Below are 16,033 nucleotides of genomic sequence, written 5' to 3'. Positions count from 1 at the left end.
CACTATAGGGAGAGGAATTAGAGAGGACGGTCCTAATGCAGAATCGCTGGCTTAGAGGGCTTCTCACGATTGTTTTTGTTGTGCTGGTGGTATCGGTGTTGATGGAGTTTTTCAACGCCCCTGCCCAGCAAGTGAGCCAAGCTCCCTATAGCACGCTTGTTCAGAGCATAGCCAAGCATCAAGTGGCGCGCGCTACCGTGGACCCCGCATCGTACAACGTGGATTGGGTGACAACATCGGGCAAGCATTATGTCACCGTTTACGCCCCAGGGTCCACCGATGCGTTAAGCAACAAGCTGAATTCCGCACATGCCGACGTCACCGTGGAAAAACCGGCGGGTTCGGGTCTGTGGCTGACGATCTTGGGCGACGTCTTGCCGTTGGTGATTGTGGTAGCCATGGTGTTCTTCCTCATGCGGCAGACCCAAGGCGGCAATCGCATGATGTCCTTTGGCCGCTCGCAAGCGCGCTTGATTGCGGACAACCAGCCGCGGGTGACCTTCAAGGACGTGGCCGGGGTTGAGGAAGAGAAGCAGGAATTGGAAGAGGTTGTTGACTTTCTTCGCAATCCTAAACGCTACTTGGAGATGGGTGCCCGCATTCCCAAGGGCATCTTGCTGTTCGGACCGCCCGGGACCGGGAAGACGCTCTTGGCGCGTGCTGTCGCCGGTGAAGCGGGGGTGCCCTTTTTCTCGGAAAGCGGTTCGGGCTTCGTGGAGATGTTTGTGGGGGTTGGTGCTTCCCGAGTACGTGATTTGTTCGAACAGGCCAAGAAAAACGCGCCTTGTATTGTCTTTATTGATGAGTTGGATGCCGTCGGCCGCATGCGGGGTGCCGGCTATGGCGGCGGCAATGATGAGCGTGAGCAGACTCTCAACCAGTTGTTGGTGGAGATGGATGGATTTGGCGTAAACGAGGGCATCATTCTCATGGCGGCCACCAACCGCCCGGATGTGTTAGATCCCGCTTTGCTGCGGCCAGGCCGCTTCGACCGGCAGATTGTGGTGCACCCGCCGGACCTTGCCGGGCGGGAACAGATTCTTGGCGTGCACGCGAAAAACAAGCCGCTGGCGGACGATGTGGACTTTGGCACGATTGCTAAGCGCACGCCCGGGTTTACCGGCGCGGATCTCGCTAATTTGGCTAACGAGGCCGCTTTGTTGGCTGCCCGCAATCGGCAGCGCCGTATCACCATGGAAAACTTTATCGAGGCGGCGGAACGGGTCATGGCTGGTCCTCAAAAGAAGACGCGGGTCATCTCCGCCTTTGAAAAGCGGGTGGTGGCGTTTCACGAGTCGGGCCATACCTTGGTGGGGATGCTCGTGCCGCACGGCGATCCCATTCACAAGGTGACCATTATTCCACGGGGCATGGCCATGGGGTATACCATGCCCGTGCCCGACGAGGACCGCTACCGTATTACCCGCGAGCAGTTTCTCGATAAGGTGGCGATGTCGCTCGGTGGCCGGGCCGCTGAACAGATTGTGTTTGGCGAAATTTCCACCGGAGCCAGCGACGATCTGGAGAAGTCCACCAAAATGGTGCGGCAGATGATCATGGAGTACGGCATGAGTGAGGAGTTGGGCCCCCTCACTTATGGGCGTAGCCAAGGGGCCGTGTTTTTGGGCCGTGATTTGATGCGCTCACGCGACTATAGTGATGAAGTCGCTTCCAAGATTGATCGGGCCATACGCCACATCGTCATGGAGCAGTACGAGCGCGCGAGGACGCTGCTCTTGCAGCACCGCTACACATTGAATCGTTTAGCGTTGGCGTTGATGGAAAAAGAAACCTTGGAGTCAGACGAGTTGCGCGCCATATTAAATGCGACGACCTAAAGAAGAAAACGGCCCTCGCCGAGGGCCGTTGTTGTTTCTACTATTTTGGCCATACCAGTCCCAGATTGTAGGGGGTGATGAGGCGCACTCCGTCTGCGCTGTTCGGCACAGGCATGCGTTTCACCGCCCGCTCGCATAGCAGGTCTAGAATAATCTCGGGGGGTCTAGGGTCGGTGTTGATAATGGACTTCAACGCTTCCCGATTAATGGCCACCACCGCATGTTGGCAATCGTCCCGGTTGACCTCGATAGTAACCCATTCGGCGTCGGCTGATGACGGCTCCACATTGATCGCCACGTGCATCCCTCACAGAGAAGTTCTCCACGTTCCGCTAATAGACTATGCGCTTTCGCCGCTGCTGACAATACATTTCCAGGCTTGGACGGAGAACTTGTCCGAAAGCAGGGGGGACCGCGTGATATAATGAATCGCGGGCATATGAAATGAGGGGGATGCATGGCCAAACGGCTTTTCGTGTATCTTAAAATGGGCCTCTCGATGCTCGCCGATGCGGCCCTAATCAATGTTGCGGTATATTTGGCGCTCTATTTGCGATTCAATACCCCCCACATTCCCTCACGTTTTATCCTCTCCTATTGGCATATTTCCGGATGGTTTACCCTTATTACCATTGCGCTCTTATGGATCACCCGCATCTATCATCGCATGTGGCGCTATGCGGGGGCTCGTGATGCCCAAGTGCTCATTTTCTCTCTGCTGGGCTCGACGATTGTTTTGGGCGGCTTGCTCTTTTTGACCCACACGGCGTATTATTCGCGGGCCGTGTATCTCTTGTACGGCATTCTCGCCGTGGCGCTGGTGGGGGGGTGGCGGTTCCTCTTGCGATCATTCTATGATTTCAATTGGAGCACGCATCCGCCGCGGGCGCTAGATCGAGTGCTAATTGTCGGGGCCGGCAAGGCCGGACAGCTAGTGGCCCAGGAATTGGCCCGTCATCCGGAAGTGGGCATGGCAATTGGGTTTCTGGACGACGATGTGCAAAAGGTGGGGATGCGCATTGCCTCCTTAAAGGTGCTGGGCACAACGCCCGAGATTCGCACCGTTGTGCGTGATCATCGGGTCGACCAGGTGTTATTGGCGATGCCGTCGGCATCGGGTCGTGTCATTCGCCCCTTGGTGGAGCAATGCCGCGACATGGGGATCAAGGTTCGTACGTTGCCCGGCATCAATCAAATGATTGGAGGCCAGGTCTCGGTACACCAAATCCGCGACGTGCAAATCGAGGACTTGTTGCAGCGAGAGCCGGCAGTGATTAATCTCGGGCAAATTGCAGGGTACCTCACTGGTCGGGTGGTGTTGGTCACGGGGGCGGGGGGGACCATCGGGGCGGAGTTGGCACGACAGGTGGCTCCCTTTGCTCCCCAAGCCCTCCTTTTACTGGGCGTGGACGAGACCTCCATATTCGAAGTGAGTTTGGAAATGCGCCAACGATTTCCGGAAATGCCTACCGTTCCGCTGGTGGCTGACCTGCGCGATGGTGAGCGTCTGGCAAGAATCTTTGAGAAATATCGTCCCCAGGTGGTGTTCCACGCCGCCGCTCACAAGCACGTACCGATGATGGAGTTTCAGCCTGACGAGGTAATTGACAACAATGTGGCCGCCACATGGCGGTTGGTTGATTTGTGCCACCGATCCGACGTCCAGACGTTTGTCTTTATTTCCAGCGACAAGGCGGTCAATCCCACCAGCGTTTACGGCGCTTCCAAACGGGTGGGGGAAATTCTGGTCGGAATTTACGCCAGTCAGTCGCACACCCGCTTCGTCACGGTGCGGTTTGGCAACGTACTCGGCAGTCGCGGCAGCGTGGTGCCTATCTTTCAGCAGCAGATTGCGCAAGGTGGGCCGGTCACCGTCACCCATCCGGACATGGTGCGGTATTTCATGACGGTCAATGAGGCGTGTCAACTGGTCATCCAGGCAGGTGCCATGGGTCAAGGGGGAGAAACTTTCGTCTTGGATATGGGTGAGCCGATTCGCATTTTGGATCTGGCGACAAATCTCATTCGTCTGTCGGGACTGAAGCCGGGGGTGGACATTGATATTGTCTTTACGGGCGTTAGACCCGGTGAGAAGCTCTTTGAGGAGCTTCTGATCAACGGGGATAAGGTCCAGGAGACGCAACACGAAAGAATCTTTATTCACAATGAACCACTGGGCAACCGCCGCGAGCTGCTGCGGCTCATTGAAGAATTGATTCGGGCGGCATCCAAGGAAACGCCTCAAGGCATCAAAGCGTTACTGCAAGAAATCGTGCCCGAGTACAACTGGGATGACAACGCCGGGCGGTTGGGCAGACGGCCGATGCCGCACATAGACCATGAAGGATTTCGTATAGGAAAGGGTTGACCAAGGTGGGAAAAGTGCGGGCGGCTTTGGTAGGGTGCGGAAAAATTGGCCAAAAGCATTTGCAGGCTATGGTGCACACTCAGGTGGTGGATTTGGCGGCGACCGTGGATTTGGATTTGGAGAGGGCGGCCGCAGCGGCCGTGCCCTTTGATGCAGCTCCTTTTACCTCGCTGTCCGAGATGTGCCGAGCTTTTCCGGACGTTGAAGCCGTCGTTATCGCCACCCCCTCGGGCACCCATCGCCAACTGGTGGAAGAGGCGATGGGCCATAACCTCCACGTGTTGGTGGAGAAGCCGATAGCGCTCTCCGCGCTAGATGCGGATCATATGGTGAATCTGGCCGCGCAAAGGGGCCGGGTGTTGGCGGTATCTCATTTTTATCGGCTTTTGCCCACGGTATCGATGGCCTTAGCGGCCTTTCATGAGGGGAAATTGGGTCGCTTGGTGGAAGCGAGCTTGTCGGTGCGCTGGTCGCTCCCCCAATCATATTATGACGCGGCGCCCTGGCGCGGTACGCAGGCAGTGGATGGCGGGGTGTTGTACAACCAGGCGGTGCACGGGCTGGATACCCTACTGGAATTTACCGGTCCCATTCTGGAGGTGTTTGGCTACGCGGCCACCCTTACCCACGACATTGAGGTTGATGATACCTTTGTCGGCGTCATGCGGGCCGCCAACGGAGCCCTCGTAACCGTCAACGCCACCACATCGGTGGCGGAGGGAAACTTGGAGGAGCGGTTGGCCGTGGTGGGCTCAGAAGGCTCGTTGATCTTAGGTCCGAGCATCCAGCAAGTGGACTTCTGGCGGGTGGCGGAGGATGACGAGGAGGCTGTCAAATCAGAGGTTGGCCAGATGCCCTTGCGCTCAGGATGGAAAAGCCATGCTGACGCGCTTTTAGACTTTACGCAGGCCATCTTGGAGGGGCGGAAGCCCCGTCTGTCAGGTCAGGGAGCTCTGCATGTGATGGAGGTCATCGATGCCTTGCTCCGTTCCAGCCAAACGGGCCAACCCGTAACTCTTCAACGTCGCTGACTTTTTTTGGAATGCCTGGGAGTCTGGGGAAACCGGTCTTTACCGGCAGCGAACTGGATACGTTTAAATTGGATCCGGCGTTGGCATCGGCCGATGTTACCCCCCGGGCACGGCGATGCTGCCGGACCATTTCTAGCATAAGACCTGGACAAGCTCATGCCTGTCCCGGATATCGGAGGCGGAGTGAATGCGACCTACGTTTCTCCCTTACAATCAGCCCGAGGTCGGGGAAGATGAGTGGCGCGCGGTCGGTGAAGCGATTATGTCTCGGTGGATTACGCGCGGCCGTCTAACGCAGCAGTTGGAAGAGGCGCTCGCGGATTATCTTGGGGTGCCTGAAGTGGTGGGGCTGTCCTCATGTACGGCCGGACTGCATCTGGCGTTAATGGCTGCCGGCGTCGGTCCGGGAGACGAGGTGATTTCCACACCGATGACCTTTGCGGCTTCCATCAACGTGATTGATCAGGTCGGGGCCAAGCCGGTGTTGGTGGACGTAGATGAGGATACAGGCAACCTTAATCTGGATTTGGTGGAGCAGGCCATCACCCGCCGTACCAAGGCTGTGCTGCCAGTGCATTACGGCGGTCACAGTGTAGATCTGGTCCGTCTCAATCGAATCCGCGATAGATGGGGACTTGCCATTATTGAAGATGCCGCTCATGCGCTGGGCAGTCGCCATGATGGGCACTTGGTTGGCAGTTCAGGGAATCTCACGGCGTTTTCGTTTTACGCCACCAAAAATCTCACCACCGGGGAAGGCGGGGCCCTCGTCGTGCCAGACGCCGCCATGGCGGAGAGAATTCGCGCCCTCTCGCTGCACGGGCTGTCGCGCAATGCGTGGAACCGCTATAGCGAAGGGGGCGATTGGCGGTACGACGTGATGGCTCCCGGATATAAGTACAACATGACAGACATCGAGGCGGCTATGGGGTTGACCCAATGGGCCAAGTTCGAGGCCATGCAGCAAAAGCGGGCTCAATTGGCCAGCCATTACCAGCAACGGCTCCGCCTCTTGCCGGTCGTAGTTCCCGCCGTACGCCCCGGATTTGACCATGCCTGGCACCTCTTTCCCATCCATTTGCGGCTTGACGTGATGTCTAAAACCCGCGACCAGGTGATTGAGGAACTTCGGCGCCGCAATATTGGCACCGCGGTGCATTTTATCCCCATTCCCCATTTCACCTACTATCAACGTCGCTATGGGTTTAAACCCAATGACTTTCCTCATGCGGAGACCTTCTACGCCTCGGAAATCTCTTTGCCGCTGTATCCCAGCATGAGCTTTGAAGACGTGGATGACGTGGTAGACGCACTGGCGGAGAGTGTCGGCGATTGAGCGCTGGGCTGGCTATAAAGCGGCTTGTCGATGTGGCTGGCGCAACGGCATTGCTCATTCTTTCGGCACCGCTATGGCTCATCATAGCCATTTTGGTGCGTCTGGACTCCCCTGGCCCGGCGCTCTTTTCTCAACAACGCATCGGCCTTCATGGCCGCCCATTTACCCTCTTCAAGTTTCGGACCATGCGCCAGGGCGCGGAACAGGAATGGCAGCCGCCTGACGCCAGCGAGCTGGACTCGTACATTTTTCAGGATGACGGCGATCCTCGGATCACCCGAATCGGCCGTTTTCTTCGCCGTACGTCGCTCGACGAGTTGCCGCAGCTGATTAACATCTTGAAGGGCGAGATGTCGTTGGTGGGTCCGCGCCCGGAAGTTCCGGAAATTGTGGCCCTCTACGAGCCCCGTATGCATCGCCGCCATGCTATGCGCCCGGGACTGACGGGACTAGCCCAGGTGTCGGGGCGGGGCACGCTCACCACCGGGGAGACCCTTGTTTTGGATCTGGCCTATTGTGAAGAGTGGAGCCTTCGGCTGGATTTGGCGATTTTGGGCCGCACCTTCTGTCAAGTCGTTGGCCAAAAGGGCGCGCGATAGGGGGACAAGCTTCTCCCGTAAACGCGGCATTTTACGGAACACCCGCATAAAATCCTTCCGCGTACGGCATTGGTATCCGGGGAGGGATGTATTTGAAAGCTGTCGTCTATCACGCGCCGTACGATGTCCGGGTGAAAAGCGTGCCCGATCCGGTGATACAAGATGCGCGCGACGCAATTGTGCGATTGACCTCCAGTGCGCTCTGCGGCAGTGATCTTCACATGTATCGCGGACATTTGCCGCCGACGCCCGGTCTCATCCTTGGCCATGAAGGCATGGGGGTAATCACGGCCGTGGGGGACAATGTGCGCTTGCGTAAGGTGGGTGAACGCGTGGTGTTGCCGGCCCACCTTTATTGCGGCGTGTGTGTGAAATGTGCTCAGGGGCTGACCGCCCAATGTCTCACCATGAGACCTGGCGAGGTGGGCGCAGCTTTTGGTTATGCGGGGAAGGGACACTATCCCGGCATGCATGCGGAGATGGTTCGGGTGCCCTATGCGGATGCGAACTGCATCCCCTTGCCCGGAGAGCCCATGGACAGTGCAGAAGATGATTTTCTCATGCTGGCCGATGCCTTTGTGGGCGGTTGGCATGCGGCCGATCTAGCCCAAGTTTGGGGGACCCCAACGGTGGCCATCTTTGGCGCCGGGCCCATCGGACTGTTGACCCTTATGAGCGTAAAAATGCGCGGTGCGGGAACCGTGTTTGTGGTAGACGGCGTCGACGCCCGGCTGGCCAAGGCACGGGAATTAGGGGGGATTCCCATTGATTTTCGTGAGGGCGATCCGGTTGGCGCCATACGCACATATCGCCGCCGCCACGGATTGCCCCCCGGAGAAATGGCATTGGATGGGGTGGATGCGGTCATTGATGCCGTGGGGTTTGAGGCGTTGGATGTGGATAATCCGGCCGTGGAAAAGCCCAATCAAGTCATTTGGGACATGGCGCGTCTGGTCAACGATGGCGGGCATCTGGGAGTAATGGGAGTCTACGTCAAAAAGGATGCCAAACCGACCGGCGGAGAGGGCGCCGACGGAAGCCTTCGTGTTCCGTGGGGGCTCCTGTTTGAAAAGGGCGTCACCGTCGGCATGGGACGGACCAATGACCGCCAATACACCCGGCATCTCCGCGACCTGGTGATTGCCGGGGCGGTACGGCCGGGGACCGTCGTCACGCATCATTTGCCCCTTGGTGCCGCCCCTGACGGATACCGGCTTTTTAGCGAGCGAGCTAATAACATCATCAAATTAGTGTTTAACCCTTGAACCGCCACAGTGCAAGCCAGGTAGGACGTGCTTCTTGGCCAAGAGTCATGGCGAGCAGGAGGAGAAGACCGCCCAAGATGAGCGACAAGGTTAAGGGCGATTGACCCAAGATGAGGGACAGCAGGGTGCCGAGGAGCGGCTGCACATAAAGAAACAAGGCAGAGACGGTGACCGAATGGCGGGAAACGACGTGCAGCCAGAGCCAATAAGCGAGTCCTGTGGCCAATAGCGCCATGAAGGCGGTGGACCAAATCATGGGCCAGGAGACGTGATTTGGCACCGGGGCGCCGACTAAAGCCCAGATGACGACGCTCCCTAGTGCGCCGAATCCAAAGGTCAGAGCGGCGGCGGGGCCGGCCTCGACCGAACGCGAGAGATGTTGTGAGTACACGTTATAGACGGCGAAGCATGCGACCGAGGCAATCAGGGCCGCGTCGCCGCCTAAATGGCTCAAGTGGCCTGGGCGTGGTTCTCCGGTAAGTATCCAGCTTCCTAGAACGGCGAGCGTTAGCGCGGCTTGTTGCCACCAGGGCACGCCTAGGCGGGTTGCCAGAGCCGCGCCCAGAATGGTGACGAGAGGTTCAAGCGATATGGAGATGGAGGCGATGGCGGGATCCGTGCCATGTAAGCCAATAATCTGAAGCCAGATGGGAATGGAAAATCCGATGAGTCCCAAGAACGCGGAAAACCCCAGTAGGCGTCCCGACCAACGGCGAACCCGACGGAGCTCGGGGGCGAGCAGCAAAAAGGCGGTCACCAGGCGTAGGGCTGCTAAGAGGCTTGGATCAAGGCCAGCCTTAAGAGCGATGTCGGTGACGGGGTAGCCCACCGCCCACAGCGTATTCATCAACACCAGCCATGCTATGGGCTGGTATGATTTGCCGGCGGGGTCGGCAGAGTTCTCTGCGGTCGAATGTTGCCCCCTCATGCGTCCTCCTAACCCAACCCGGGAACACGCCGCTTCAAACGGCTTAAGATCAAATCCAGGCTGCTGAAACGCATGACTTTGAGGACGCCGAGATAGAGGATGCCCGAGACAGCGACCCACAGAACCGCGTCCATGACGGTCAGCCATCGATGGTGCGGATTGAAGGGCAGGAGCGTCATAAGACCCCATAGCGCCCCTGCCATGATGGCCAGGCCACTAGCCACGGGAGCGGCCAATCGGGTCACGCGAGCCCATTGCAGGACCCCGCGGCGGTAGAGCAGGCTGGCTAGCAGAATGGCATTAATCCAGTTGGCAATACTGGTGGACAAGGATAGTCCCTCGGCTTGCAGGGGATGCACCAGCGTTAAGTCCCCGGCGATATTGCAAGCTACAGCAATGAGTCCAAAAATGGCCGGGTACCGTGTATCGCGCTGGGCAAAGAACAAATTGCGGAAATATAGGACCATCCCGAATCCCGGTAGACCTAGCCCGAACGCCAGCAACGTCTTGGAGGTGAGTGCAGTGGAACGGGCGTTAAAGGCGCCATGTTGAAAGATGATGTTCAAAATCGGAACCCGCAGCATCACAAACCAGACGGTAATCGGGGCGAGCAGCATCCACACCACCCCCAGTCCGTCTTCGCTGAGCCGACGGAAGGCTCCGTGCTCGGCTCGGGCATGGAACTGCGATAGACGGGTCAGGAGGGGGGTGATGAGGGGATTTAAAAACATGGTCAAGGGTACCTGGACTAAGGTATAGCTGTAGTTGATGGCGGCAATGCTGCCAACCACCAGGTAGGAGGAGAGCACCCGGTCGATCACCACCTCGATGCTGCTGGCGGAGAAGTTCAAGATATAGGGCAGCGCCATGCGCCCCATTTTCCCTAAGAGCGGGTGATCAAAGCGGCGGGGAACGCGAAGACGCACACCCGCGCGACGTACGCCCGGCAACAGAATGGCAAATTGCGACACGGTGGCGAGCGTAAAACCCACCGCCACGCCCAAAATTTTAGGCGATCCCCAAAGTGCCATAAGTCGTGACAACAAGACGATACCGACGATGCGAATCAGATTGGTCAGAGCGGGGACGCTGGCCGGTGCGGCATATTGGTCTGATTCCTGCAAAATGCCGCTCAGCACACCGCCGGTCGTTTGCAGCATCAGGGTGGGGAGAACCACCCGGGCCATAGAGACAGCCATGACAAGTTTTCGTCCGTGAAACCCCGGAGCCAGCAAATGGATCAAAATGGGGGCAAGCAGCTCGGCGACGGCGGAAATGGCCAATCCGATGGCCAGGACTGACCAAAAAGCCTGCTGAATAAAGGCTTGCCGCCAAGCATCGTCTACACGAGCCCGAGCCTCAGCCAAGAGCGGCACAACCGTTGAGGTGATGGCGCCGCCAATCGCCCCAAATAATAGATTGGGCAGGGCGGAGGCGATTAACCAGGCGTCGTTGTCCATGCCGGTGCCAAACATCAGCGCCATGGCAAACTGACGGATGAACCCGCCAAGTTTGCTGATGAGATTGAAGCCAAAAACCAGCGTCGCTGATCGGCCGATGCTAGGAGTGCGCTTGTCGGGCAAAGGTTACGGCCTCCTTGGCGAATTCATGAGGCTGGCAACGTCCTTAGCCAAGCTCTTCAAGCCCAGCGCCCCCCGAGATCGCGACCCGTAACCGCCCTGCCAAGCCAGACGCAAGACCCCTTGCAGTCGGCGCAATCGGTTCGGCTCGCGATATAAGGCGGCACGATATTCCATGCTTTCGCTGCGTGCTTTGCTGATACGCTCCATTGACTCCAAGAAGGCATCAATGCGCTCATGAGGATTTGGCGCGTTCTGCTGTCTTAGCCAGGCGGCGAAATCGGCGCGGATTTGTTGATGGTGCGCGAATTGGGCATAGTCATCCGCCCCTTGGATTAAGGCTTGGGTTGCGGACGGGGGCTCCATGCCTCGGCTGGCGTTCATGCCGTGGCGTCGATAGAGCGCCAGCGGCTGCGCTAAATAGACCGTTGGCCCGAGTGCCTTCGAAGCCCAATACAGCGGGATTTCATGCCCAAAGTAAAACCGAAATGTCTCTGGGTAGTCTTGAAGGCGTGGCAGGGCCCACACCGCCGCCGTGCGGCGAAAGGCGAGGCAAAATCCCAAGGGAAATGACTTAAGCGGTCCATCACCGAGGTCCCCGGCCGGAGCGGTTGCTGAACGGGGAATGCGCGGCAAGAGCCGCCCCAGGGGATTTAAATCTTGATCGACCACCCGGGCCGCGTGCACCGCCAGCGAGGCGTGCGCGTCCTCCATGGCGGCTTGGACGGTGCTTAGCTTGTCCTTTAACCACACGTCGTCCTGGTCGCTCAAGAAGATAATATCTCCGTCCGCCTCTTTGAGTCCGTTCAAGAAGTTGTGGACATACCCCTTGTCCCCGGTGTTTCTCACTAGGCGCACCGCGAATGGCGCCCGATGGGCAAACGCTTCTAGAACCTCCCAGGTTGCATCGGTGGAATGATCATCCGACACCACCACTTGGTCGGGCAGACGAGTTTGGCGGACTAAGCTGTCCAACTGCTCGGGCAGATAGCGCGCCCCGTTGTAGGTTGCCATGACCACCGTCAGTCTCACACGGTCACCTCTCGGGAATCATACTCTACTCAGACGCGAGGCTCAATCCTCACGGCAAAAGAGCCCCGGCGAGCGGGGCTCTTTGGAGTTGAGGCGGCTATTCGGTAAACGTGGCGATAGGCGACGCGCTCCCGCTCACACGGATCGCATAACGAGAGGCCGGCGGCACCTCGACCGTGAACACACCGGTGGCCGTTTGGTTCGACTGTACCATGACATCTACGGCTGATGCATGCTGAGGAACGATGGGATAGGGGAAGAGCGAGTTTTGCTGGGTGACGCCCTTCAGGCTATAGTCGTTCCGCGATGCCCCGTTCTGAGATCCCGATGGCACGACTGACACGTCATTTAACGCAAACGGGATAACCGAGGTGGTCATGTTCTTGAGACTCAACCGAATCAGATAGAGGTTGTCCGTGGAGCCATTGACGTTGACCTGGCCCTCAGCGGTGACCGATAGGACGGTGGCTCTAAGCCCATTGGTGCCGCCGACTCCGCCGCCGGTGCCAATCGATACGGAGGGTGCCGGCGTGGACGAGCTTTGGCTTACCGATACCGGAGTTGACGACGACGTGGGCGGTGCGGTGCTGGACGTCGTATTGGCCGTAGGTGATGGGGTGGGTTGGGTCTGGTGATGTTTGGGATGGTGAGGGCCGGAACTGATATTGGCCTGATGGCCGCAACCAGCTGTCGCGCCCGCCAATATGAGCGCCATGCTGCCCCATAATACGAGTTGTTTTGTCATCAGAGTCCTCCTATTCCCCCAAGTGGGTAATGCTGACGGTTTGGCTCAACATCGTCCAGTAGTCGGGCGTTTCAAAGGGAACGCGCCACGGATCAACTCCAGCCACCCCATCGGCCAGCGCCACCTGTTGGATTCGTTCCTGCTCCGACTGCGTGGTGTCCACCCAATACTGATATTGGCCGATGTTCCAGTCCTGAATCACTTGCTTCAACGCGGCCTCGGTATTGGTTCCGTAGACTCCTGATGGATCGCCGGTGACGTTGAAGTCCTGTTGGAACAAGGCCACCGCCGCCGAAGTCAAGGGTCCATAGGCGCCATCCTGAGTTAGGAAGTTGGGCGTCGACTGATTGTGCTCAACAGCATAACGCAACAGGATATAGTTAAGTAACCCCTGGAGATTTTTCACCGGGTTCAAGGACTTCGTTTCGTATTGGGTCGTATATCCTCCCGTGGGGGGAACCGGCGCTTGAGCCATGGCGCTCGACTGCGCTGTCCATGTGCCATTGCTGTTGAGATATTCGTTCGTCATGAACACCTCCGCACCTGACACCGGATCCCAGACGGGCACGATGTTGGGATTGGAAGACAAGAGGCTCGCTGCCTGAGTGTCGTACACGTCGCCTTCCCCGACAATTCCTGAGGTGTTGTTGTACTGCCAGAAATGTCCATAAGGCGCGAGTCCCATAATAATTTGTGAGGGGCTCAGACCGCCTTGAATCGCGTTTTGAATCACTTGCTTCGCCCACCAAAGCGGCGATGTCGAGCCCGCGCCGGTGGAGTAGTTGTGATCGGGGTAGTCCATGATATTGATGTAATCGGCGTATTGCGCCAAGACATCGTAATTGAACAGGGTGTTGGGATACGCCGACGCATACACGTTCACCATGAGTTTCTTGCCCGCTTGATGCAGGGCGGGCCCCAGCATGGAGATAAACGTGTCAAACGCTTGCTCCGCCTGGCTGAGAGACATGCCGTTGAATTTTTGCGGCTCGAAGTCGATGGACACCCCGTCAAAGTTGTCGTTCACGGCCGCGGACACAATTTGATTCACGGTGGTCTGGTCCTGCTGCGACGTGGCAAACGGCGCCGTGGAGATTGACCCGATTTGCGGCCAAACCTGAATGCCCAAACTGTGGGCCTCGTTGACCACCGTTTCAAAGCCGCTGGGAGGGGTGGTCAGGCCCCACTGATTGGTCACCGGGTTTTGCTGGTCATAGAGCCAGGTGGGGTTAATGACGGAGAGGGCGTCGGCATTGTTGACCATGGTGCTGTAGGAGCCGTCATAGTGGGGCATGAAGCTCCCATAGGCCATCGACAGGAACGTGGTGCTGGGCGCCGTATCCATGGCTAGACTGACCGTTCCTGGATTCGATCCCGCGGATTTCGCGTCGCCATAGGAGAACGTCGCCCCGTCACTTGCGAGAATGGTGTAGCCGCCGCCGTCCGGTGTTACCGTGAGACCGACAGCTGTCTTACCCGTCATAGCGGAGATTGACGGTTGGCCGAAATTGGTGGCGTCGCCCAGCGTGGCGACGGTTCCATTTTGAAACAACACCCAAAGTCCCTGGTTGTCGGGCGTGGGGGCGAAGGAGACCGCATTGACGGTGACGGCTGGCGGCACGCTGGTGCTGCCCAAATCAGGACCCGTGGGAATGTTGGCAATGGAGGACACGGATCGCACCTGACTCATCTGGAACCCAAGATCATTGAACATGCTGAGCGACGGGATGTGGCGAAGCTCGCCGTCCTCATACACATACACGGGGTTGGTGTTGCCTACCCGCCACAACGTGCCGTTGGCCATGACCGCTGTCGGGCTGGTCAGGGCGGGGCCCTGAGGGAGGCTGGGCATCGTGCTCAGCGACTTGACCTCCGACCAGCTATAGCCCATGGCATCAAAAACGCTGACCGAGGCAATGTGTTGAATTTGGCCGTTGTTGATGACGTATACGGGATTGGTGTTGCCGATACGGAACAGGGTCCCATCCGGCAGATAGGTAAAGGGGCTGGAAATGGGCGATCCGGTAGGCCAGTTTGTCTGGATGCTGGGGACTTTGGTGATTTCACTCCAATTATAGCCCATGCCAAGGAATGTGCTGGAATTGGTAATCCAGTGCAAGACACCGTTTTCCACTAGATAGACGGGATTTTGACCCTCAGCTTGGATGAGCGTGCCATCAGGGAAGGGCACCACCATGGGTAGTCCGACAGTGTAGCCTTTGAGGCTAGGAAAAGACTGGACGTCCTTCCATGCGTATCCCAGACCGGAAAAGATTTGCACACTGGGAATGTGATAGAGGGCGCCATCTTTGTAGAGGAAGACGGGGTCTGTCGTGCCGACGCGAACTAGCGTATTGTTGGTGAGACTGGGCGGGGCGGAGGCCACCGGGCGCGCCGCCGTTCCAAGGCTTGGGGCGTCTCCAAAGCTATAGGTTGCGCCATCCTGGCCGAGAATCCAGTAGCCGTTGCCATCCGAGGTGGTCGCAATGGCTACCGCCTGGGTCCCTGGTGGGGCGTTTCCATAGTTGACAGCTTGTCCCAATGTATAGACGGTCCCATTGTCGGCGAGGACATAGGCGCCTTGACCCGAGGGCAGCACCGCCATGCCGACGGCGGTGATGGACTGGCCTAGGGATCCAAAGTTGGTGGCATCGCCAAAAGCGTAGACATTGCCATTTTGGGTGAGAATCCAATAACCTTTGCCATCCTGGGTTGTGACCAACTGGATGGCGGGCGACTGCCCGGCCACTCCCAGGGTGTTGAGATCTCCGTAGGTTTTCATATTGTCATGAGCGGTGACCGTTCCATTCGCAGAAAGGGTATAGAAACCGCGTTCCACCCCAGAGAAGGGGACGCTGGAGGAAAGTCCGCCGGCGGTCACGGTAATGGTTCCCGGGCCGGCATTGGAAGGCAATGAGACCTGAATGCTCGTGTCAGTCCAATTGGTGACGCCGACGAGACTTCCGTCTACGGTGACGGTGTCGCCAGAAATTTGGGACCCGAAATTGGTTCCACTTATTGTCAGCACGGTGTCTGAGGCATTGACGCTGTAGCCGGAGATTGCGGGCCCCGATTGCGCAGCCGCCACGGAAGGCATAAGAGCAAGCAACAGTGACGAAGCAACAAGGGCGATGGCGGATCGTTTATGGTTAAATGTGGGGACACGCATGAATCGAGAACCTCCTAAAAGTGGGCAAAACAGTCCTGAGGGTGTTTGTCATAACGAAAGGATATTTGCCGGGTTGTGTCGGTTTTCCTGCTTTGGAAACCATCTGTTTTTGCGGCAAATTGTGGTCTGGTAAAATTGAGGG

12 protein-coding genes are annotated in these 16,033 nt (G+C 57.9%); 6 read left to right on the top strand and 6 right to left on the bottom strand.

Annotation, left to right across the window (positions count from 1 at the left end; genetic code table 11):
• Window positions 1–35: 35 nt before the first annotated feature.
• Window positions 36–1,838, top strand: coding sequence for an ATP-dependent zinc metalloprotease FtsH (gene ftsH, locus HIJ39_RS09305; protein ID WP_169098972.1), 1,803 nt, complete (start codon window positions 36–38; stop codon window positions 1,836–1,838).
• A 40-nt stretch (window positions 1,839–1,878) separates the two neighbouring features.
• Here the strand turns inward: ftsH and HIJ39_RS09300 are convergent, their stop codons facing one another.
• A complete protein-coding gene (locus HIJ39_RS09300; protein ID WP_169098970.1) occupies window positions 1,879–2,136 on the bottom strand; it encodes a hypothetical protein in 258 nt (85 codons plus the stop codon).
• Window positions 2,137–2,295: 159 nt separating this feature from the next.
• Between HIJ39_RS09300 and HIJ39_RS09295 the strand changes: the two genes are divergently transcribed.
• The 5 genes from HIJ39_RS09295 (at window position 2,296) to HIJ39_RS09275 (ending at window position 8,437) form a co-directional block, all read left to right on the top strand.
• Window positions 2,296–4,206, top strand: a complete 1,911-nt coding sequence (locus HIJ39_RS09295) for a polysaccharide biosynthesis protein (protein WP_169098968.1) — start codon at window positions 2,296–2,298, stop codon at window positions 4,204–4,206.
• A 14-nt stretch (window positions 4,207–4,220) separates the two neighbouring features.
• Complete coding sequence (locus HIJ39_RS09290; protein WP_338055129.1) at window positions 4,221–5,237, top strand: Gfo/Idh/MocA family protein; 1,017 nt, start codon at window positions 4,221–4,223, stop codon at window positions 5,235–5,237.
• Between the two features lie 187 nt (window positions 5,238–5,424).
• Window positions 5,425–6,573, top strand: a complete 1,149-nt coding sequence (locus HIJ39_RS09285) for a DegT/DnrJ/EryC1/StrS family aminotransferase (protein WP_169098966.1) — start codon at window positions 5,425–5,427, stop codon at window positions 6,571–6,573.
• Window positions 6,570–7,172: a sugar transferase gene (locus tag HIJ39_RS09280; protein ID WP_275107294.1), complete on the top strand. Its 603-nt coding sequence runs from the start codon at window positions 6,570–6,572 to the stop codon at window positions 7,170–7,172. Before HIJ39_RS09285 ends, HIJ39_RS09280 begins: the two co-directional genes overlap by 4 nt.
• A 92-nt stretch (window positions 7,173–7,264) precedes the next feature.
• Complete coding sequence (locus HIJ39_RS09275; RefSeq protein WP_169098964.1) at window positions 7,265–8,437, top strand: alcohol dehydrogenase catalytic domain-containing protein; 1,173 nt, start codon at window positions 7,265–7,267, stop codon at window positions 8,435–8,437.
• On the opposite strand, the gene HIJ39_RS09270 is transcribed toward HIJ39_RS09275, so the two are convergent.
• The 5 genes from HIJ39_RS09270 to HIJ39_RS09250 all read right to left on the bottom strand — a co-directional run bounded on the left by HIJ39_RS09270 (window position 8,427) and on the right by HIJ39_RS09250 (window position 15,891).
• Window positions 8,427–9,365 (bottom strand): DMT family transporter, encoded by a 939-nt coding sequence (locus tag HIJ39_RS09270; protein ID WP_169098962.1) that lies wholly within the window; start codon window positions 9,363–9,365, stop codon window positions 8,427–8,429. The genes HIJ39_RS09275 and HIJ39_RS09270 overlap by 11 nt on opposite strands.
• 8 nt (window positions 9,366–9,373) lie before the next feature.
• Complete coding sequence (gene murJ / locus HIJ39_RS09265; protein WP_169098960.1) at window positions 9,374–10,948, bottom strand: murein biosynthesis integral membrane protein MurJ; 1,575 nt, start codon at window positions 10,946–10,948, stop codon at window positions 9,374–9,376.
• Window positions 10,949–10,951: 3 nt separating this feature from the next.
• Entirely contained in the window at window positions 10,952–11,977 is a 1,026-nt protein-coding gene (locus HIJ39_RS09260; RefSeq protein ID WP_169098958.1) for a glycosyltransferase, read from the bottom strand.
• Window positions 11,978–12,074: 97 nt separating this feature from the next.
• Window positions 12,075–12,722: a hypothetical protein gene (locus HIJ39_RS09255; protein ID WP_169098956.1), complete on the bottom strand. Its 648-nt coding sequence runs from the start codon at window positions 12,720–12,722 to the stop codon at window positions 12,075–12,077.
• Between the two features lie 10 nt (window positions 12,723–12,732).
• A complete protein-coding gene (locus HIJ39_RS09250; RefSeq protein WP_169098954.1) occupies window positions 12,733–15,891 on the bottom strand; it encodes a glycosyl hydrolase family 18 protein in 3,159 nt (1,052 codons plus the stop codon).
• Window positions 15,892–16,033 lie beyond the last annotated feature (142 nt).

The sequence above is a fragment of the Sulfobacillus harzensis genome, assembly GCF_012933365.1.
Taxonomy (GTDB): Bacteria; Bacillota; Sulfobacillia; order Sulfobacillales; family Sulfobacillaceae; genus Sulfobacillus_B; species Sulfobacillus_B harzensis.
The sequence above is the reverse complement of the archived record's forward strand: the minus strand, read 5'-3'. Positions and strand labels throughout refer to the sequence as shown.

Excerpts from the sequence above, each read along its gene's own strand:
- HIJ39_RS09250 (WP_169098954.1), bottom strand. The coding sequence starts at position 15,891 with ATGCGTGTCCCCACATTTAACCATAAACGATCCGCCATCGCCCTTGTT.
- HIJ39_RS09295 (WP_169098968.1), top strand. The coding sequence starts at position 2,296 with ATGGCCAAACGGCTTTTCGTGTATCTTAAAATGGGCCTCTCGATGCTC.
- ftsH (WP_169098972.1), top strand. The coding sequence starts at position 36 with ATGCAGAATCGCTGGCTTAGAGGGCTTCTCACGATTGTTTTTGTTGTG.
- HIJ39_RS09255 (WP_169098956.1), bottom strand. The coding sequence starts at position 12,722 with ATGACAAAACAACTCGTATTATGGGGCAGCATGGCGCTCATATTGGCG.
- HIJ39_RS09270 (WP_169098962.1), bottom strand. The coding sequence starts at position 9,365 with ATGAGGGGGCAACATTCGACCGCAGAGAACTCTGCCGACCCCGCCGGC.
- HIJ39_RS09285 (WP_169098966.1), top strand. The coding sequence starts at position 5,425 with ATGCGACCTACGTTTCTCCCTTACAATCAGCCCGAGGTCGGGGAAGAT.